The 18,240-nt window shown below is 64.2% G+C and carries 18 protein-coding genes; 4 read left to right on the top strand and 14 right to left on the bottom strand.

Features of this window, described 5'->3' with window-relative positions; all coding sequences use genetic code 11:
- Positions 1-35: 35 nt before the first annotated feature.
- Positions 36-911, bottom strand: a complete 876-nt coding sequence (gene cynR / locus CXY74_RS03995; RefSeq protein ID WP_104199227.1) for a transcriptional regulator CynR — start codon at positions 909-911, stop codon at positions 36-38.
- Positions 912-1,023: 112 nt separating this feature from the next.
- On the opposite strand from cynR, the gene CXY74_RS03990 reads away from it, so the two are divergent.
- Complete coding sequence (locus tag CXY74_RS03990; RefSeq protein WP_104199226.1) at positions 1,024-1,683, top strand: carbonic anhydrase; 660 nt, start codon at positions 1,024-1,026, stop codon at positions 1,681-1,683.
- A 34-nt stretch (positions 1,684-1,717) separates the two neighbouring features.
- Positions 1,718-2,188 (top strand): cyanase, encoded by a 471-nt coding sequence (gene cynS, locus CXY74_RS03985; RefSeq protein WP_104199225.1) that lies wholly within the window; start codon positions 1,718-1,720, stop codon positions 2,186-2,188.
- 411 nt (positions 2,189-2,599) lie between these two features.
- Here the strand turns inward: cynS and CXY74_RS03980 are convergent, their stop codons facing one another.
- The 3 genes from CXY74_RS03980 to CXY74_RS03970 form a co-directional block, all read right to left on the bottom strand.
- Positions 2,600-3,157 carry a thioesterase family protein gene (locus CXY74_RS03980; protein ID WP_104199224.1) on the bottom strand — a complete coding sequence of 186 codons (558 nt, stop codon included), beginning with the start codon at positions 3,155-3,157 and terminating at the stop codon, positions 2,600-2,602.
- Positions 3,158-3,267: 110 nt separating this feature from the next.
- Positions 3,268-4,395 carry an alpha/beta hydrolase gene (locus tag CXY74_RS03975; RefSeq protein WP_233193204.1) on the bottom strand — a complete coding sequence of 376 codons (1,128 nt, stop codon included), beginning with the start codon at positions 4,393-4,395 and terminating at the stop codon, positions 3,268-3,270.
- A 93-nt stretch (positions 4,396-4,488) separates the two neighbouring features.
- Positions 4,489-5,013 (bottom strand): YbhB/YbcL family Raf kinase inhibitor-like protein, encoded by a 525-nt coding sequence (locus CXY74_RS03970; protein WP_104199223.1) that lies wholly within the window; start codon positions 5,011-5,013, stop codon positions 4,489-4,491.
- 199 nt (positions 5,014-5,212) lie between these two features.
- Here CXY74_RS03970 and CXY74_RS03965 point away from each other — a divergent pair, with 199 nt between their 5' ends.
- Both CXY74_RS03965 and CXY74_RS03960 read left to right on the top strand, forming a co-directional pair.
- Entirely contained in the window at positions 5,213-6,124 is a 912-nt protein-coding gene (locus tag CXY74_RS03965; protein ID WP_104199222.1) for a rhodanese-related sulfurtransferase, read from the top strand.
- A 253-nt stretch (positions 6,125-6,377) separates the two neighbouring features.
- A complete protein-coding gene (locus CXY74_RS03960; protein WP_233193203.1) occupies positions 6,378-10,322 on the top strand; it encodes a LamG-like jellyroll fold domain-containing protein in 3,945 nt (1,314 codons plus the stop codon).
- A 74-nt stretch (positions 10,323-10,396) separates the two neighbouring features.
- On the opposite strand, the gene CXY74_RS03950 is transcribed toward CXY74_RS03960, so the two are convergent.
- From CXY74_RS03950 to CXY74_RS03905, 10 genes are all read right to left on the bottom strand, one after another.
- Complete coding sequence (locus CXY74_RS03950) at positions 10,397-10,747, bottom strand: hypothetical protein (protein ID WP_104128816.1); 351 nt, start codon at positions 10,745-10,747, stop codon at positions 10,397-10,399.
- A 129-nt stretch (positions 10,748-10,876) separates the two neighbouring features.
- A complete protein-coding gene (gene hemL / locus CXY74_RS03945) occupies positions 10,877-12,250 on the bottom strand; it encodes a glutamate-1-semialdehyde 2,1-aminomutase (protein ID WP_233193202.1) in 1,374 nt (457 codons plus the stop codon).
- A complete protein-coding gene (gene hemB / locus CXY74_RS03940) occupies positions 12,247-13,230 on the bottom strand; it encodes a porphobilinogen synthase (protein ID WP_104199220.1) in 984 nt (327 codons plus the stop codon). Before hemB ends, hemL begins: the two co-directional genes overlap by 4 nt.
- A 57-nt stretch (positions 13,231-13,287) precedes the next feature.
- Positions 13,288-14,076, bottom strand: coding sequence for a uroporphyrinogen-III synthase (locus CXY74_RS03935; RefSeq protein WP_104199219.1), 789 nt, complete (start codon positions 14,074-14,076; stop codon positions 13,288-13,290).
- A gap of 4 nt (positions 14,077-14,080) precedes the next feature.
- On the bottom strand, positions 14,081-15,034 hold the full coding sequence (gene hemC / locus CXY74_RS03930) for a hydroxymethylbilane synthase (RefSeq protein WP_104199218.1): 954 nt from the start codon (positions 15,032-15,034) through the stop codon (positions 14,081-14,083).
- Positions 15,031-16,155, bottom strand: a complete 1,125-nt coding sequence (locus CXY74_RS03925; RefSeq protein WP_104199217.1) for a ferrochelatase — start codon at positions 16,153-16,155, stop codon at positions 15,031-15,033. Before CXY74_RS03925 ends, hemC begins: the two co-directional genes overlap by 4 nt.
- Positions 16,155-16,907, bottom strand: a complete 753-nt coding sequence (gene hemQ, locus CXY74_RS03920; protein WP_104199216.1) for a hydrogen peroxide-dependent heme synthase — start codon at positions 16,905-16,907, stop codon at positions 16,155-16,157. Before hemQ ends, CXY74_RS03925 begins: the two co-directional genes overlap by 1 nt.
- A gap of 84 nt (positions 16,908-16,991) precedes the next feature.
- Positions 16,992-17,285: a DUF3618 domain-containing protein gene (locus CXY74_RS03915; RefSeq protein ID WP_233193201.1), complete on the bottom strand. Its 294-nt coding sequence runs from the start codon at positions 17,283-17,285 to the stop codon at positions 16,992-16,994.
- Positions 17,272-17,691: a phage holin family protein gene (locus tag CXY74_RS03910; protein ID WP_104197202.1), complete on the bottom strand. Its 420-nt coding sequence runs from the start codon at positions 17,689-17,691 to the stop codon at positions 17,272-17,274. The genes CXY74_RS03915 and CXY74_RS03910 overlap by 14 nt, the downstream gene beginning before the upstream one ends.
- 66 nt (positions 17,692-17,757) lie before the next feature.
- The gene (locus tag CXY74_RS03905; protein WP_104199215.1) at positions 17,758-18,138 is read right to left on the bottom strand and encodes a hypothetical protein; all 381 of its coding nucleotides are present in this window, start codon (positions 18,136-18,138) and stop codon (positions 17,758-17,760) included.
- Positions 18,139-18,240: the final 102 nt, after the last annotated feature.

The raw sequence follows: 18,240 nt of genomic DNA, 5'->3' as shown, positions 1-18,240 counted from the left end.
AGGGTGACTTCGTTGGCCGTGGCGGGGTCAGGCGGCTAGCTCCACATCGATATCAGCTCGGTAAAGGCCCTGCTGGCTGCGCTCATGTACGCACCCTGCCTTCTGAGCAGGGCTGCGGTGCGGTGTGGAATGGCAGGCAGTACGGCAACCGGGTTGAGCCCGTGCTGTTCGCGGGCAATAGCTTCGGGCAGCATGGTGGCGAGCTGGCCACGACGAATGATTTCCATGATCGCGCTGACGGAGTTGACTTCGATCGCGATGCGGGGGGCAACGCCGTGGTCCCGAAAATGCAGGTCGATGTGGCGCCGGGTCGCAAAGTCGCTACTGAGCAGCACAAGTTCCTCCTGTTCCAGCTCCCGCAGGGTCATGGGTGCCTGCTGTCCGGCGCGGGGGTGGTTGTTGCCGACAACCAAGCTGAGGGTTTCGACGAACAATGCCTGGGTCTCGATCTCGGACGAACGCACCTCGGCAAATGCGATACCCAGGTCGAGGGTGTCCTCGGCCAGTGCCGCCTCGATGCGGTCCTGGGTCATCTCCTGCAGGCTCAAGGTGATTCCGGGATAGCGGATGCCGAAGCGTTCGACCAGCGGACCGATCAGGTATGCGGTGAACGTGGGAGTCATCGCTAACCGGAGCGATCCACGGCTCAGGTCCTGCACGTCGTGGATAGCCCGGGTTCCGGCGTCAAGTTCGCGCAGGGCGCGGCGGGTGTAGCGCAGGAAGGTCTCGCCAGCGTCTGTCAGCCGCACGGTCCGTCCGGACCGATCCAAGAGCTGAACGTTTAACGAGTTCTCCAGTTGCTTGATCTGTTGCGACAGCGTCGGTTGAGAGACGTGGAGCGCCTCGGCCGCGCGAGTGAAGTTCTGGTGTTCCGCCACCGCGGCCAGGTAACGCATGTGGCGCAACGTCATGATTCTCCAACTATAGAAATTATCTATTGATTCCATCATAAAAAGGTCTTGGACACTATAGATAGTTTCCGTCATCCTTGAGGCATCCCCCAAAACATCGAGAGGACAGCCCATGCAAAACATCATTGAAGGCTTTCTGAAATTCCAACGAGAGGCCTTTCCGGCGCGTACTGAACTCTTCAAGGAGCTGGCCACCGCCCAGAACCCTGAGGCCCTGTTCATTGCCTGCTCGGACAGCCGGGTCGTGCCAGAGCTGCTGACCCAGCAGGAACCGGGTGACCTGTTCGTGATGCGCAACGCCGGCAACATCGTGCCCGCCTACGGCCCGGAGCCCGGCGGTGTCTCCGCGACAGTCGAGTACGCGGTCGCCGTCCTGGGCGTCACGGACATCATCATCTGTGGCCATTCCGACTGCGGAGCGATGACTGCCATCTCGACCGACATGAACCTGGACCACTTGCCGGCCGTGGCCAATTGGCTCGCCCACGCCGACGCAGCGAAGGCCGTCAATGCCGCCCGCACCCACGAATCGCCCCAGGAGTCGTTGAAGGCCATGGTCCGCGGGAACGTCATCGCCCAGCTGACCAACATCAGGACCCATCCCTCCGTCGCCTTGGCCCTGGATCAGAAGCGGCTGAACCTCCACGGCTGGGTCTACGACATCGAAACCGGCTCCATTGACACCCTGGACGGTGCCACCGGTCATTTTGTCCCACTCGCGGGCACTTCGCCGGACCATGCCACGCCGGCCGTATCCGGCCTGGCCGCCTAACCACCTCATATCGCCAAAAGAAAAGGAAAACACCATGATTCATTCCCAGAACACCCCAGCTCCGCGCGAGGAACTGACCGCCGCCATCATTGACGCCAAAATGCGCAAGGACCTCTCCTGGCAGGAACTGACCGATGGCACCGGTCTCAGCATTGTCTTCGTCACCGCCGCCCTGCTCGGTCAGCATCCATTGCCCGAAGCCGCTGCGGAACTCGTCGCTGAGCGGCTGGGTCTGGGCGAGGACGCCGCAATGCTGCTGCAGACCATTCCGCTGCGCGGCAGCATCCCCGGCGGCATCCCGACCGACCCCACCGTTTACCGGTTTTACGAAATGATGCAGGTCTACGGCTCCACTTTGAAGGCCCTGGTCCACGAACAGTTCGGCGATGGCATCATCAGCGCCATCAATTTCAAGCTAGACATCAAGAAAGTTGAAGACCCCGACGGCGGTTCACGTGCCGTGATCACCCTCGACGGAAAATACCTGCCCACCAAACCCTTCTGAACCCGGCCTGGCGGCGGCGCGATCGGGGGGCGCCTGCTGTCCCATGAAACACCCCCCAGGCACGGACAAATCACGGACTTCATCACTCGGTCAGAATGTCGCGTTTGTACTTGGCGGTGTAGGTCCGCCGCCGAGCACGCTCGGTGCCTGGGGATCGGGAACATCTTCCATCACTACGGCCTGCCTGGTCGAGTTGGTGGCCAAGAATTCACCACAACTGCACACCCGCACGCATTGGCCCGAAGGCTGCGCACGAGCCCGCACGCCGAACCCCTTACGAGCGGCGCCTTCTCCTCGGTAGCGCTCAAACTCAACTGACGTGCGGATGAAGAACGGCGCAGCAGTGGGGACACTCTCTGCCAACACCCCGAGCCTCAAACCACCGTGGCGCGGTTGGCGCAACCCGTTCAGCTAGTTCCAGATACTCGGCGCGGGGGCTCGCGTGGCGGGAGCGGCGGCATTGCGGCTCCACTCAAGCAGCCACTCGGGCACCGTCACATCGTCGGGGGCGACACCGATCGCCTCGAGCAACTCGTCGATCGTCACCACGCCGCCGGTGCGCTTGAGAAAGCGGCCGCGAATGTAGCCATGGGAGTAGATTTCGAGTGAGCCATCGGCATCCGGGCGCACGAAACGCTGCTCGACGTATACGGCCTTCTCGTCGAAGCCGAGAATGCGCGACTCCACCGTGAACTTCTGGCCGACCGTGAGCGACTTGCGAAAGCTGATCGTCTCAGAAACCACAACCGGGTACCAGCCACGCTCCTGGAAAATGGCCCAGACGCCGGTTCGGTGCAGCATATCGAAGCGGGCCACGTCCATGATCGACAGGTAGACCCCGTTATTCATGTGCCGCAAAATATCCAGGTCGGTCGGCATCGTCACGAAGTTGGTGCGAGCGACGTCGAAATGACCGAGCCGAGGGCCGAACTTCGACAGCAGCGCATGGAGGAGGGTTCTAAAGAACATGTGCACGACTCGATGCTAACGAAACCGGCGCTCAGGCAGTGCGGTACTGCCGTAGTTTGTGAACTATCGGGCCGGCCGGGTGATCGCGGCGACCCGTTTGTGGTCCTGATCTAGAGTGCAGCGGCCGTGCGCGGCGCGACAGCCCGCACGAATGCTCCGAGGCGGCGGTAGACCTCCTGCGATTCCGGATGCGTGTCGTCTTGCTGCCAGGTGTGCTTGGTGTTGACGCTCTGTCGGCCATAAATCAAGGTATCGACGCGAATCTTGCGCGCCCGCAGCGCCTCGATGAAGTTGAGGTTGGCGCGGTAAAAGTAATCGCGCTCCGATGTCGTGACAAAGACCGGCGGAAACCCGCGGTTGAGCCACTCGATCGGCGACATAAAACGTGCGGCCGTGCGCAGGTGCAGTCCCCGCCCCCGATCGGGCAACAGCATCCTGACGAAATTGAGGCTCAGTACAAACCCGCGGTCGAACAGCACCGAGAAATCGGCGATGCTGCAGTGCTGCACCAGGCCGCGCAGGTTTCGCGGGGCGACCGGCGGTGCGATGTCATAGTGTGTGGCGAGTTCTGGCTCGAACGCCGCCGCTGTGAGCAGCGCCGCTATGTGGCCACCGGCGGAATCACCACCGAGCACGATGCGTGTCGGGTCACCCCCGTAGGCGGCGATGTTGCGGGCCACCCAGTCGAGCACGGCGTTGCCGTCCTGCAACATGTGCTTGAGCTGAAACCGCGTCGCCATACGATAGTTGGCGTTGACGACGATCATGCCTTCGGCGGCCTGACTCGCGCAGTACTTGGTGAGCGGATCTTTGTCACCCGAGGTCCAGCCGCCGCCGTGAAAGTACACGTAGACGGGCAGCGGTTCCGCACCAACCGTGCGTTTGGGAGCGAGCACGTCGAGCCGGTGAATCTTCTGGCCGTCGCCGATGTAGTCCAGATCGAGGTCGTACTCGACGGAGTCGATCGGGTGCAGGTTGAATTTATGCACCGGAGTCGCCCGTCGCAGCATGAGCGCGCGCCACGCCCAGACCGGCAGGCGACGAATCCCGGTCTCCCGATGAGCCGACCGGTCGACAGTAACGCCATCAGTGTGTAGACGGATACCGTGCAGCCAGGCCGGTACCGGCATGCTGCGGTTTGGCGTGGTGCGGTCTGGCGTGGTGCGGTTTGGCAACGACGGGGAACGGTGCGAGGGGATGCAACGATCCCTGTCGAACGTGGTAGTGACCTGACTCATTGATTGAGGATAAGTCGACTCCCCCGAATCCTCGCTGGGAACGACCCCATTTGGGGTTGATTTCCGGTTTCACGTGGGTCGAACGCTGGGCAATCAGGCAGCGGATGCCCCACCCGCGACCCCGGTCGCCTCCAATACCGCACGCGCAAGCGTGTGAAAGTGCAGGTTGAAGCCGAGGACGCCCGGTGTGGACTGCGGGTCGAGGTCAAGCGTTGGCACGTCGAGCGCGTGAATGATGAACTGGTAGCGGTGGGTACCGGTTTCCGGGGGCGGTGCGGCGCCGGAGAATGACGTGAGTCGCAGCTCATTTGGCAGTACGAGCGAGCCGGCCGGCAACGATTCCACTCCCGCGGAAAGCTCAGTGACGGAGACCGGCAGGTTGGCTACAGCCCAGTGCCAAAACCCCGAACCGGTCGGCGCGTCGGGGTCGAACACGGTAAGCGCGAAACTCTGGGTCTCGGCTGGAAAACCCCGCCAGGAGAGCTGGGGGGAAACATCCGCTCCCCCGGCATCGGCAGCGTACTGCGCCGACTGCAACGGACTGCCATCGGTCATGTCGATGCTGGTGAGTGAAAACTGGGGCACCTCGCCGAAGCGGGCGAGCGGGTCGTTGGTCACAATGGCCTCCTGAATGCGCGTCTGGTTGTGGCGCTCCGTCAGCCTACGCCGCCGGTTCCTGTGCACGCTCAAGAATGCCGCTGGCGAGGGGCATGAAACCGTGGTAGCTTCCGAGCAGTCACCGTTGGAAACGACTCCAGCGAGGGGTGGCGCTTTGCCGTGCGCTCGAACGATGCGCGCACTCTCGTAAAATGAGCCCATGGCCATTCCGAAGATTCTGCTCTTTTACATCTTCACACCACTGGCCGACCCCGATGCGGTGCGTCTCTGGCAACGCGACCTGTGTGCCGGGCTCGGCCTGCGCGGGCGCATCCTCATTTCGAAGGATGGCCTGAACGGCACGGTCGGCGGCGACCTGCCCGCGATCAAGAAGTACATCCGCAAGACGCGCGGCTACCCCGCGTTCAAAAACATCGATTTCAAGTGGAGCGAGGGCACCGGCCTCGACGAGGACGGCCAGAGTCTGGACTTTCCAAAACTCGTGGTCAAGGTGCGCGACGAGATCGTGAGCTTTGGCGCGCCCGGCGAGTTGCGCGTCGACAAAGCGGGAGTCGTCGGGGGCGGCACCAAGCTGCAGCCGGCCGAACTGAACGCTCTGGTCGCCGAGCGCGGCGACGAGGTGGTCTTCTTCGACGGGCGTAACCGGTTCGAGGCTGAAATCGGCCACTTTCGCGACGCGGTCGTACCCGACGTGGTGAACACGCGCGAGTTCGTGGCCGAACTCGACAGCGGCAAGTACGACCATCTCAAGGGCAAGCCGGTGGTGACCTACTGCACCGGTGGCATCCGGTGTGAGGTACTCAGCGGCCTGATGAAGTCGCGCGGGTTCGACGAGGTCTACCAACTCGATGGCGGCATTGTGCGCTACGGGGAGGCCTTCGGCAACGACGGCCTGTGGTCTGGTTCGCTCTACGTCTTCGACCAGCGGATGTCCATCGACTTCGCTCCCGGCGCTGCCGTGCTGGGCGTCTGCCAAATCTGTGCAGCACCGACCACGAACATGCCTAATTGTGGGGATCCTGCCTGCCGGGAACAGCTTGTAATCTGCCTCGAGTGTGCTGCCCAGGCGGCGCCGGTCTGCGATGTACACGCCGGGTTGTCCCGGGTATAGAGGGTCGCCACGGCCAACGAGCTTTCCTTCACCGTTCTGCCGGGTCGGGTCATCGGGTTTCTCGACACCCGAGTCCGACCCTGATCGACTCTGCCGTGAGCTGCAAAAAAGACCTCACCTAGCCAAACTCCCTCATTCGGCGGGCGTTCCACCCCCGCATGGGGGAGTTTGCCCCTGAGAATCCCTCACTAAGCTCCGACCTGAGCGGTGGCTACCCGGCGGCTGCGAAGAAAGTCAAAGTGAGGCCTTTCTGGTGTACGCAATAACGAATACCCGCAATTGGCTCGTGGCCATGGTTGCTTCTGCGGCGTTCGTTGTGAGCGCTCTCGCAGTGCCACTAACCGCCGTCGCCGACAGTCGCCCCCCGGATGCCACTACTCCCGTGACGGTATCGGCCGACTCGCTCCCCACCGCGCAGATCAATGGAGTCGTCTGGGCACAACTTATTGTGGGCGACACCGTTTACGTCGGGGGGGAATTCACCCGCTCGCGACCCGCCGGCTCTGCCGTCGGCGTGAACGAGGTCGTACGCAACAACCTGTTGGCCTACAACCTCACCACCGGCGTTCTTGTGGCCTCCTTCAATCCCGACGTCAACGGCACGGTCCGCGCCCTGACCGTCTCTGACGACGGGTCGCGGCTGTTCGCCGGAGGCTCTTTCACGAACGTCGGTGGCGTCAACCGGTATCGCGTTGCCGCTTTCGATGTACAGAGTGGCACTCTTGTTCCCGGCTGGGCACCGGTTCTCAACGCGGGCGTCAAGGCGCTCACCTTCGCGGGCAATAGCGTATACGTCGGCGGCACGTTCACGTCGGCTAGCGGTCAGTCCCGCGCCAGGATGGCAGCCTTCAACGGCTCCACCGGCGATCTGCTGCCCTGGTCGGGCACGCCGGCCGGCGGCAGCATCAACGCCCTCGTCGCCTCACCCGACGGCAGCAAGGTCGTCATTGGCGGATCCTTCACGACCTATAACGATAGTTCCAACCCTGGATACGGCATGGCCGCAACCGATGCTACAACCGGCGCGTCACTGCCGTGGAAAGTCAACGGCCTGATTCGAAACGGCGGCAGCCAGGCGGCCATCCTCAGCCTGACCGGATCGGCCGAAGGGGTGTTCGGCACCGGCTACGTGTTCGGCGACGGCGGCAACCTCGAAGGAACATTCCGTGCCAGCTGGGAGGACGGCAGTGTGATCTGGGTCGAAGACTGCCATGGGGATACCTATTCCGCGGTGCCGGCTGGCGACAAGGTCTACACGACCGAGCATGCGCACTACTGCGGCAACATCGACGGCTTCGAACAAACCTCGCCGTGGACCTACCACCGCACCCTTGCCTTCAGCATGGATGTCGGCGGCGTCATCACTGCCGATACGCACGGCTACTACAACTTCGAGGGCACACCTCGACCCGACCTGCTGGCGTTTTATCCCGACATCAACACCGGTAGCTTCACCGGGCAAGGCCAGGGCCCGTGGCACGTGACGGCTGATACCCAGTATCTGCTCTACGGCGGAGAGTTCACGACCGTGAACAACAAACGTCAACAGGGCCTGGCCCGATTCGCCGTGCCGAGCATAGCCCCGAATAAAGAAGGACCGCGTCTTGCCAACGCCTCGTTCGCTCCATCGGCGTTCCTGCCCTCGGTCGTCTCGTTCGTGAGCGGAACAGCGCGTCTGAGCTGGAAGTCGGCCTACGATCGCGACAACGAGAGCCTCACCTATGAGGTGCTGCGCGACGGCGTCTCCGTCACCAGCGTTCAGGGACTCTCCTCCGACTGGGACCGGCCGACACTGTCCTTCTCCGACACCGGACTCACCCCGGGACAGAGTTACTCCTATCGAATTCGGGTCACCGACCCGTTCGGCAATACGAAAACGGGCGGTACCGTCAGTGTCACCATCACATCCGACACACTCAGCGACTATTCCGCGAGCGTTCTAGCAGACTCCCCCCAGTCGTATTGGCCGCTGAATGAGGCATCCGGTGCCCCGGCTTTCGACTGGACCGGCGGCGCAGACCTGACCCGAAACGCCGGGGTCAGCCCCGGCGTCCCCGGAGCAATCGTGGACGCTGCCATCACGGCAAGCCGTTTCGACGGAACGGCGTCCGGATTCGCCGCGACCGACAACGCCCAGAGCTCCTCGAATTCGTTCAGTGTCGAGACCTGGGTGAAAACCGAGACCACACAGGGCGGCAAGATTATCGGGTTCGGCAACAGTGATACCGGCCAAAGCACCAATTATGACCGGCATGTTTACATGGACGCTGGCGGTCGTGTCTGGTTCGGTGTCTACCCCGGCGGAGTGCAGACGATCGCATCGCCCGCTTCGTACAACGATGGCCAGTGGCATCACATAGTGGCCAGTCTCGGCAGCTCCGGCATGTCGCTGTTGATTGACGGCAAGAAGGTCGCGCAGCGCGCCAGCGTCACCTCGGGTCAGGACTACCAGGGCTTCTGGCGCGTAGGGGGCGACAATATCACTAGCTGGCCCAGCCAGCCCACGAGCGCGTTCATCGCCGCCGACATCGCCCAGGTCGCCGTCTACTCCGCTCCCCTCACGCAGAAGCAGGTCGTGGCACACTTTGTCGCCTCCGGCCGGACGAGTCCCGTCCCTTCGGCTCCTACCGACGCCTATGGCGCGGCCGTCTACAGCGCTGAACCTGATTTCTATTGGCGTCTGGGTGAAGACACTGGAACGAAAGCGAACGACTCATCGGCTTCCGACCAGCCCGGAACCTACTTCGACCCGGTCACCCTGGGCGCTGCCGCTCTGCTGAGCGGCACGAGCAACACCGCCGCGTCGTTCAGCGGCGGAATCGTCAGCAGTGACACCCTGATCGAGGCTCCCGGAATCTATGCGCTGGAGGCCTGGTTCAGCACGACGACAACGCAGGGTGGAAAGATCATCGGCTTCGGCAGCGCTTCGACTGGATTGTCGAACAGTTATGACCGGCACGTCTACCTGCAAGACGACGGTCGCCTTGTATTCGGCACCTGGACCGGGCAGGCCAACACCATCGTGACCGGGTTGTCCTATAACGATGGAGCCGCGCACCATGTGCTCGCGCAGCAGTCAGCTGATGGAATGGCGCTCTACGTTGATGGCGCTCTCATCGGCACGAATCCGCAGGTGGGCGCCCAGGGGTATTCCGGCTACTGGCGCATTGGCGGGGACAACACGTGGAGCTCGTCGAGCCCGTGGTTTGTCGGCACGATCGACGATGTCGCCGTTTATCCCCGTCCTCTCAGCGGCGACGTGATCTCGCAGCACTACTCACTGGGCTCCGCCACAAGCGTCCCGCAGAACGAGGCACCGACCGCTGCATTCACCGTCGCCACCGATCAGCTGGCGGTGTCAGCGGATGCTTCGCCATCGGCAGATTCCGATGGGACCGTCACCGGATTCGCCTGGTCCTGGGGTGACGATAGCGTCAGTGACGGCGCCACCGGGCAGCACACCTATGCCGAAGCCGGAACCTATTCGATCGCCTTGACCGTCACCGACAACGACGGCGCCACCGACACGACTACTCGATCCGTCACCGTCTCAGCCCCGATGCCGGTGCCAACGGGCATCGCGACGGATGTCTTCACTCGCGACGTCAGCCCTGGACTCGGCTCGGCCGATATCGGAGGCGCGTGGACCACGACCGGCACAGTCAGCAAGTATTCGGTGACCGCTGGCGCCGCTCAGATGCGCGTGGCCGCCGGAGGTACGGCGAACGGCTATCTGCTCGGCGTCTCGTCGGAGAGCACCGATGTCACGGTCACCACGTCATTGCAACAGGCGACGACGGGAGCCGGAACCTACGTTTCACTGATCGGCCGACGCGTTGGCACCGCCGACTACCGGGCGCGGGTCAAAGTTCTCGCAACGGGCGCCGTGCAGCTGCAGCTCATGCGCGGCGGCACCACCCTGCAAGCGAGCACCATCGCCGGGCTGAGCTACGCCACCAACGATCAGTTGCACGTGCGGTTGCAGGTTTTCGGTACGGCGCCGACGACGATTCGGGCCAAAGTGTGGGCTGCAGGCACCACGGAGCCTACGGCCTGGCCGCTGAGCCGGACAGACGCAACAACCGCGCTGCAGCAGGCCGGATCGATTGGGCTGGCTGCGTATAACAGCGGATCAGCCACGACACCGATGACGGTCTCCTTCGATGATCTTTCCGCAATCGCGGTGACGGAGCCGTAGCCGGAGCCGGAGCCGGAGCCGGAGCCGGAGCCGGAGCTGGAGCCGGAGCCGGAGCTGGAGCGTCGGCTGCCGAATCAGGCCGGCAGCTTGAGCGAGTCGATGAGATCGGTCGCGTGCTGGCTGGTGAGAATGACGCGGGCGAATTCTTCGTCGACGAGGTCGATCACCACGGCAGGGCGGTGACGTTTGATCGACACGAAGTCCTTGCCGCCATGAAATTTCCAGGTTCCCGCGGCCAGGACGAGCGGAACGATCGAACCGAGGGCACGAATTCCGCGGAGCCAGATCCAGGGATCTTCGGTGATTATCACCGAGCGGATATTCTCCCGCTGTACCACGATCGACTCCCTTCGCAGCGCGAGGGTTCTTTCCGCGCGCGTCAGGTGGATCTCGAGCCGGTCGGAATGCACGCTCAGGGAAGCCATTGTTCCAGTCTGCCCGGTTGGGGCCGCAAATCTGTTGTTTGAATCTCACAAAGCAATAACGTCCCAGCGCAGGATCTCTCCAACGACAGCGGATGGGCTTAGTCGGTCACGCTCATCCGCTCGCCCGGGTCAGCCCCGCGGCGTCGCGGCAGCGGCGGCCTTAGCCGCAGCGGGTAGTGCCTCGAAGATGCGTCCAATGGCGCTCTGGTCGTGCGCGTCGGAGACGAACCAGGCCTCGAACACACTCGGCGGCAGCGACACGCCACCATCGAGCATGGCGTGGAAGAACGGTGCGTAGCGAAAAACTTCCTGGCGTTGCACGTCGGCGTAGGTGCGCGGGGCCAACCCCTGTGCCTCGTCGCCGAACACGAAGCTGAACAGGTTGCCGGCTCGTTGCACCCGGTGGGCGACGCCCTCGGCGGTGAGCGAGGCGGAAACGGCCTCGGAGAGGATTGTGGCGGTGGCGTTGAGACGGTCATACACGCCCGCGTCGAGCAGGTTGAGGGTTGCGATGCCCGCCGCGACGGCGACCGGGTTCCCCGACAGTGTGCCGGCCTGGTAGACCGGGCCGGTCGGTGCGAGAAAGTCCATCACGTCGGCGCGGCCGCCGAGCGCGGCGACGGGCAGCCCGCCGCCGATGATCTTGCCGAAGGTGAGCAGGTCGGGCGTGTAGAACTCTTCACCGGCCGACTCCAGGCTTCTGGTCTCCAGCCCCCAGAAACCCGCGCGGCTCACCCGAAAACCGGTGAGCACCTCGTCGAGGATGAGCAGGGCGCCGTTCGCGTGCGCGATCGAGGCCAAGGCCGCGTTAAAGCCGGCATCCGGGGCGACAACTCCCATGTTGGCGGCCGCGGCCTCGGTGATGATGGCGGCGATACGGCCAGGGTGAGCCTCGAAGGCGGCCCGCACGGCCTCCAGATCGTTGTAGGGCAGCACGAGGGTTTGCGCGGCGGTGGCCGCGGTAACGCCGGCCGAACCGGGCAGGGCGAGCGTGGCGAGCCCGGAGCCAGCCTGGGCGAGCAGGCCGTCGGAGTGGCCGTGGTAGTGCCCGGCGAACTTGATCAGCAGGTCACGATTGGTGAAGCCGCGGGCCAGGCGGATGGCGGTCATGGTCGCCTCTGTACCGGTCGACACGAGGCGCAGCTTTTCGACCGCGCCGACCCGTTCGGCGACGAGTTCGGCCAGTTCGGTTTCGGCGGGAGTCGAGGCGCCAAAGGAGAGTCCGAGCGCGGCAGCATCCTGCACGGCCTTCACGACCTCGGGATGAGCGTGGCCCAGAATCGCCGGGCCCCAGGAATTGACGAGGTCGACATACTCTCGGCCGTCGGAGTCCGTGACATAGGCCCCAGCAGCCTTGACCAGAAACAGCGGAGTGCCGCCGACCGAGCCGAAGGCACGCACCGGCGAGTTGACTCCCCCGGGAATCACCCGGCGGGCACGGTCGAAGAGTTCGTCGTTGTGGGTGGCGACGTGCTCCACCGAAGTTGACATCGTGTTGATCATGCGCGCTCCTCCTTGAGCCAGGTGGCCAGTTCAACGGCCCAATAGGTTAGTACGGCATCGGCGCCGGCCCGGCGGATGCTCAACACCGACTCTTCGACGGCACGGCGACGGTCAATCCAGCCCTGCACGGCGGCGGCTTCGATCATGGCATATTCGCCGGATACTTGGTATGCCCAAACGGGAATATCACTCATGTCGGCAACTGCGGCGAGCACGTCGAGGTAGCCGCCGGCCGGCTTGACCATGACAATGTCGGCGCCCTCGTCGATATCGAGCTGCGCTTCACGCACGCCCTCACGTCGGTTGGCGGGGTCGAGCTGGTAGGTGCGGCGGTCGCCGACCAGGGTCGAGGCGACGGCTTCACGGAAAGGACCGTAGAACGCGGACGCGTATTTGGCCGAATAGGCGAGCACGGCGGTGTCTTCGAAACCGTTGACGTCGAGGGTTTCGCGCACGGCGGCGACCTGGCCGTCCATCATGCCTGAAAGACCAAGCAGCGCGGAACCGGCCGTGGCTTGGGCGAGGGCCATATCGCGGTAGCGTTCGAGGGTGGCGTCGTTGTCGACGTGGCCATCGGCTGCGAGCACGCCACAGTGGCCGTGGTCGGTGAATTCGTCGAGGCACAGGTCGGTCTGCACGACGAGCGCGTCGCCGATCTCGTCGACGAGAGCGCGAGTGGCAACGTTGAGAATGCCCGCGGGGTCGGTCGCTCCGGTTCCGATCGCATCACGCACCTCGGGTACCCCGAACAGCATGATGCCTCCGATGCCGGCCTCAGCCGCCTCCACGACGGCCCGGCGTGCACTGTCGATGCTGTGCTGCACAACGCCGGGCATCGACGTAATCGGGCGGGCATCATCGCCTTCCCGCACGAACATGGGGAGCACGAGCTCGGCCGGGTGGACACGGATTTCACTGGCCAGACGGCGAAGCGCGCCGCTAGTGCGCAAGCGTCGTGGGCGAATAACGGGGTTGGTCACTCCTGTACCCTACGCCGCTCGGCTGTGCGTTTCGTTATCCGCTCGTGACCTCCATGATCAGAGCGCCGGTGCGGCTCCGGCCAGCGCTGTATCGACGAGCGCCTCGATGAGGGACTCGGCGCTGCGCTCGGAGGCGACAACGTCAACGCGCAGTCCGAGAGCCCGGGAATCCTTGGCGGTCTGCGGACCGATGCACGCCACCAGGGTGCGTTCGGGAATGTCTCCAAACTGTTCGCGCACCTGACGTGCAACGCTGCCGCTGGTCACGAGTACGGCGTGTACGAGCCCGGCTTTGACGTCGGCGACAACCTGGTCGCTGACCGGAACGCCGATGGTGCGGTAGGCGACGACCGACTCCACGTTGTGGCCAATGCGGCGCAGTCCCTCACTGAGCAACGGCTTGGCGATCTCACTGCGTAGTGTGAGCACGCGCAGCGGGATGACGCCAGCGGTGGCCGTCTCCCATTCCTCCAGCAGGCCGCGGGCTGAATTGTCTTCGGAGGGAACGATGTCTACGGAGTAGCCGGCCGCGACGAGCGCGGCAGCGGTGGTTTCACCAACCGCGGCAATGCGGGTTCCCGGCGCCACCACAGCGCGGTGCGACGACAAAACGTCGACGGTCGTCGCGCTCGTGATGGTCATCCAGTCGAAATCGCCGGCGGCGAGACGAGCCAGCGCCGAGTCGAGGGCCGGGGCGTCGTCGGTTGCGGCGAAGTTGATCATGGGGGCAACGATTGGATGCGCACCCTTGGCGCGCAGGTTGGCTGCCACCTGGTCACCCCAGGGTCCGCCGCGCGGAACGAGAACCCGCCAGCCCGCGAGGGGCTTGGTCAGTCGATTGATCACGTGGTCACTCAGTCACTTTCAGGGGAGCGAACTCGGCCGCGCCACCGGCCAGAAGATCTATGGATACTCGTTCGGCCACGTCGAGCGCAGCTTGGGTGAGGTGGAGGGCAGAGTGGGAATCGGGCGTTGCCGCGTGCGAGCTGGTGATCCTGCGTGTGCCGTCCGGGCTGTACACGGTGGCGGTGAGAAAGAGCAAGCCATCGTCGATGACCGCGGTCGCACCGATCGGTGCGGCGCAGCCGGCCTCGAGGCGGGCCAGTACCGTGCGTTCGGCGGTGGTCGTCGCCTGGGTCGAGGAATGGTTCATGGTCGCCAGCGCCACGCCAAGCAGGCGATCGGGTTGGCCATCGCGCACTTCGATCGCGAGCGCGCCCTGGCCGGGTGCGGTCGGCCAACCGGACAGATCGAGAAATTCGGGCGCCAGGGAGTCGAGCCGGCCGAGGCGTCCGAGTCCAGCAGCAGCCAGCACGACGGCGTCGAGGTCCCCCTCGGCGACGCGACCGACGCGGGTGTCGATGTTGCCGCGAATGTCGACGACCGTGAAGTCGGGCCGACGCTCACGCAGTTGCGCGACCCGGCGAGGCGAACCGGTGCCGACTCGGGCACCCTCGGGCAGGGTGTCCAGAGTGAAGCCGGCTCGTGCCACCAGCACGTCCCGGGCATCCGCTCTTTTGGGCGTTGCACCGATGCGCAAGCCAGGGTGAGGCGCGGTAGGGAGGTCCTTGAAGGAGTGCACGATGACGTCGCACTCGTCGTTCAGCAGGGCTTCGCGCAGGGCGCTCGCGAAGACACCGGTGCCGCCGAGGCTTGAAAGCGGCTCGGTCGAGGTGTCGCCGTGCGTGGTGACGCGCACGATTTCCACCTCGACGCCAGCCGAGGCCGCGATGCGGTTGACGATCGTCTGGGTCTGCGCGAGCGCAAGGGCACTCGCGCGGGTACCCACGCGGATCACGGTCATGGCGCCATTCCCGCGACGGCTGGCTTGAAGCCCAGGCGCACGTTTTCGCAGCAGCCGGGGCGGCACACGTCGTACCAGGGGCCGAGCGCGGTCTTTGCCGGGCGATCTTCAACCGGGGTATCGTTCAGGCGTTCCTCGATCAGGTCGACGAGGCCGTTCACGAAATCGGGCGAGACCCCGGGGGTCGGCACCCGCACGGCGTGGATCCCGAACTTCTCGCTGGTCTCCATCGCCTCGTTGTCGAGGTCCCACATGACCTCCATGTGGTCGCTCACGAAACCGAGCGGCACGATGATGACGGCACGGATGCCGCGGGCCGGTAGCAGGGCGATCGCGTCGTTGATGTCAGGCTCGAGCCACGGCATGCTGGGCGGGCCGCTGCGGGACTGGTAGACGAGCTGCCACTGGGTCTTCACCGGCGCCTCGGTAGCGTCCGGTTCCACGAGGGAGTCCATGATGACCTGGGCGACGGCGCGGTGCTGCGCTTCATAGGCGCCACCCTCGCCGAAACCACGATCTGCCGGGCCACTCTTATTGGCATCCGTCATGGGGATCGAGTGGGTTGAGAACAGAATCTCGACCTCGGTGTCCACATCGATGCCGGGGATGGCTCGTTGAACGTCTTGCAGGCCCGTGGTCACACCGGTAATGAAGGGGGTGACGAAGCCGGGGTGGTCGAAGAACTGACGAACCTTGTCGATGTGCACCGTGTCGTTCAGGCCGGTGGCGGTCAGCGCCGCGGCGAAGTCCTCACGGTACTGGCGGCATCCGCTGTAGGAGCTGTAGGCGCTTGTCGCGATCGCGAGCAGGCGATTTTGGCCGGCGTTATGAGCATCCGAAATTGTATCTTTCAGGTACGGCGCCCAGTTGCGGTTGCCCCAGATCACCGGCAGGTCGATGCCGCGACGGGTGAGTTCGACCTGAAGCGCAGCTTTCAGCACGCGGTTCTGATCGTTGATCGGGCTGACGCCGCCGAAGTGGCGATAGTGGGTCGCGACCTCCTCGAGGCGTTCCTCGGGAATTCCGCGGCCTCCGGTCACGTTGCGCAGAAACGGAATCACGTCGTCCTGGCCCTCTGGTCCGCCGAAACCGGCCAGCAGAACGGCGTCATACTGTGCCATTACTGCAGCACCTCGACGACCTCGGCGGTCGAGATCCGGCGTCCGGTGTAGAACGGGATCTCCTCGCGCACGTGGCGTCGCGCTTCGGTCTCTCGCAGGCCCCGCATCAGGTCGACCAACTCGGTGAGTTCGTCACTCTCGATCGGCAGCAGCCACTCGTAGTCGCCGAGGGCGAAGGCCGAGACGGTGTTGGCGAGGGCTCCGCGGAAGGCGGCACCCTTGCGCCCGTGGTCGGCGAGCATCTTGCTGCGCTCGTCATCGGGCAGCAGGTACCACTCAAAACTGCGCACGAAGGGGTAAATCGTGAGCCAGGCCTTGGGGTCGACGCCGCGGAGGAATCCGGGCACGTGGCTCTTGTTGAACTCGGCGTCGCGGTGCACGCCCATGGCATTCCAGGTGGGCAGCAGGCTTTTGAGCAGGCGGCTGCGGCGCAATTCACGGTTGGCCCATTGCAGGGTCTCAGCCTCGTCGGCGTGGGTCCAGATCATGACATCGGCGTCGGCCTTCAGGCCGGAGACATCGTAGAAACCGCGCACGGTGACGCCCTCGGCTTCGATCAAGGCCACTACGTCATCGAGCTCATTAACCGCGTGCGGAACATCGCGGCCATCGAGGTCATCTGGGTTGTGCGGATCTTTTCGCAGAACGGTAAAGAGAGTGAAACCTTGCGGCGAGGCCGCGGGTACCTCGGAATCGATGGGAGTGGTGGGCTGAACGCTGGTTACTGCCTCTCCGGCAGCCGGGTGAGTCATGGCTCTAGTGTGCTCTTTATTGCGCCCGGCACCAAAATGAACCCTGTGGTTCCTGTGAACCGACCCGGCTCGGTTTGATCGGAACTAGCGGTTCTTAGCCACCGCGGACGCACCGAACCAGACGATAACGCCGACAACGGTCGCCGCACCCAGCGCAATTCCCACGAGGGCGCCCGGGCTGTCCTCGCCGAGCTGGCGCAGGGCATGGGTCAGGCGACGGCGATTGATGCGCAGTTGCTTGGGCACATTGAACTTGTACTCGATAGCATCGAGCGTCGAAGCGAGCTCGGCGCGCGCGTGCCGCGCTTCGGCGCGCAGATCACCGATGCCCCGCTTGTCGCCGCCAGCCCCGGTGAGCTCGAGGTTATTTGTGGTCATATTCGCCAACTCCCTTGAACGCATCAACGTCGTGACGGATGCTCGCGTGCACACCCTCCGGATCGGGTTTCGTGGCCGCCTTCACCCGGTTGACTCCGATGAGCAGAAGGATGACGGCGATGAGCACCAGCGCGACCGCCACGATGAGTGTGGCGAGCCACAGCGGCAACACCAGGGCCAGGGCGATCACGGCCAGGGCGACGAACACCCCGAGGGCGAAAAAGAGGATGGCAGCGGCCACGATGAAGAGGGCGGCACCGACTCCGAAGTTCTTGGCTTTGGCGGCGAACTCGGCCTTGAAGGCGTCCAGTTCGGCTTTGACGAGGGCGCTGATCTGACCGGGCAGCTCCCCGATCAGTGCGAGCAACGGGCGCTTGCTCTTCGGGTTGAATCCACTGCTAGTCACGGATTGCCTTCCCTGTGCTCGGGTATCGGTGTTTCAGATGTCTGAATTCTACGAGCTGTTGCGCGCTTACTGCGCCGTGAAATCGTCGCCCGCCGTGGGGGTCGCCTTGGGCTTGGGCTTGGGCTGCGCTGCGGTAGTGCGGCTCGTGGTCGTGCTGGTCTTTGCAGCCGGCGTGGCGGCGGTGGTATCCGTTTTGCGGGCGGCCTGCTTCTTCTTCGCCGCAGCCTGCGAGACAGCTTTTTTACCGACTTTGTACAGGTTGGCGGGAATGTCGCCGACCAGTTCGAGGGCGGCATCGCGCACTTCGGTCACCCGGCGCTGCACGGGCTTGGCGTTCCAGAGATCGTTGGCAGCGGCGGCGATCTGGTCATAGCGTTTACGGCCAGCGCGTGCACCGAGCACATAGCCGACGAGTCCGCCCGTGATGAACAGAAGCTTTCCGCGCATTGAGTCTCCACTTTCGTAAGGTCCCCCCAGAGTAACCCGGTTCGCCGTTTCGGTCTCAGGCTCTCGGGCATGTCTCCATACGATCGTACCAATACAGGAAGT

Source organism: Cryobacterium sp. Y29 (assembly GCF_002929825.1).
Lineage (GTDB): Bacteria > Actinomycetota > Actinomycetes > Actinomycetales > Microbacteriaceae > Cryobacterium.
Note: the sequence above shows the minus strand (reverse complement) of the source record. Positions and strands in the feature narration are given on the sequence as shown.

Bases quoted from the DNA above. Each gene is read 5' to 3' on its own strand.
- cynR (WP_104199227.1), bottom strand. From the start codon at position 911: ATGACGTTGCGCCACATGCGTTACCTGGCCGCGGTGGCGGAACACCAG.
- CXY74_RS03990 (WP_104199226.1), top strand. From the start codon at position 1,024: ATGCAAAACATCATTGAAGGCTTTCTGAAATTCCAACGAGAGGCCTTT.
- cynS (WP_104199225.1), top strand. From the start codon at position 1,718: ATGATTCATTCCCAGAACACCCCAGCTCCGCGCGAGGAACTGACCGCC.
- CXY74_RS03980 (WP_104199224.1), bottom strand. From the start codon at position 3,157: ATGTTCTTTAGAACCCTCCTCCATGCGCTGCTGTCGAAGTTCGGCCCT.
- CXY74_RS03975 (WP_233193204.1), bottom strand. From the start codon at position 4,395: ATGAGTCAGGTCACTACCACGTTCGACAGGGATCGTTGCATCCCCTCG.
- CXY74_RS03965 (WP_104199222.1), top strand. From the start codon at position 5,213: ATGGCCATTCCGAAGATTCTGCTCTTTTACATCTTCACACCACTGGCC.
- CXY74_RS03950 (WP_104128816.1), bottom strand. From the start codon at position 10,747: ATGGCTTCCCTGAGCGTGCATTCCGACCGGCTCGAGATCCACCTGACG.
- hemL (WP_233193202.1), bottom strand. From the start codon at position 12,250: ATGATCAACACGATGTCAACTTCGGTGGAGCACGTCGCCACCCACAAC.
- hemC (WP_104199218.1), bottom strand. From the start codon at position 15,034: ATGACCGTGATCCGCGTGGGTACCCGCGCGAGTGCCCTTGCGCTCGCG.
- CXY74_RS03925 (WP_104199217.1), bottom strand. From the start codon at position 16,155: ATGGCACAGTATGACGCCGTTCTGCTGGCCGGTTTCGGCGGACCAGAG.
- hemQ (WP_104199216.1), bottom strand. From the start codon at position 16,907: ATGACTCACCCGGCTGCCGGAGAGGCAGTAACCAGCGTTCAGCCCACC.
- CXY74_RS03915 (WP_233193201.1), bottom strand. From the start codon at position 17,285: ATGACCACAAATAACCTCGAGCTCACCGGGGCTGGCGGCGACAAGCGG.
- CXY74_RS03905 (WP_104199215.1), bottom strand. From the start codon at position 18,138: ATGCGCGGAAAGCTTCTGTTCATCACGGGCGGACTCGTCGGCTATGTG.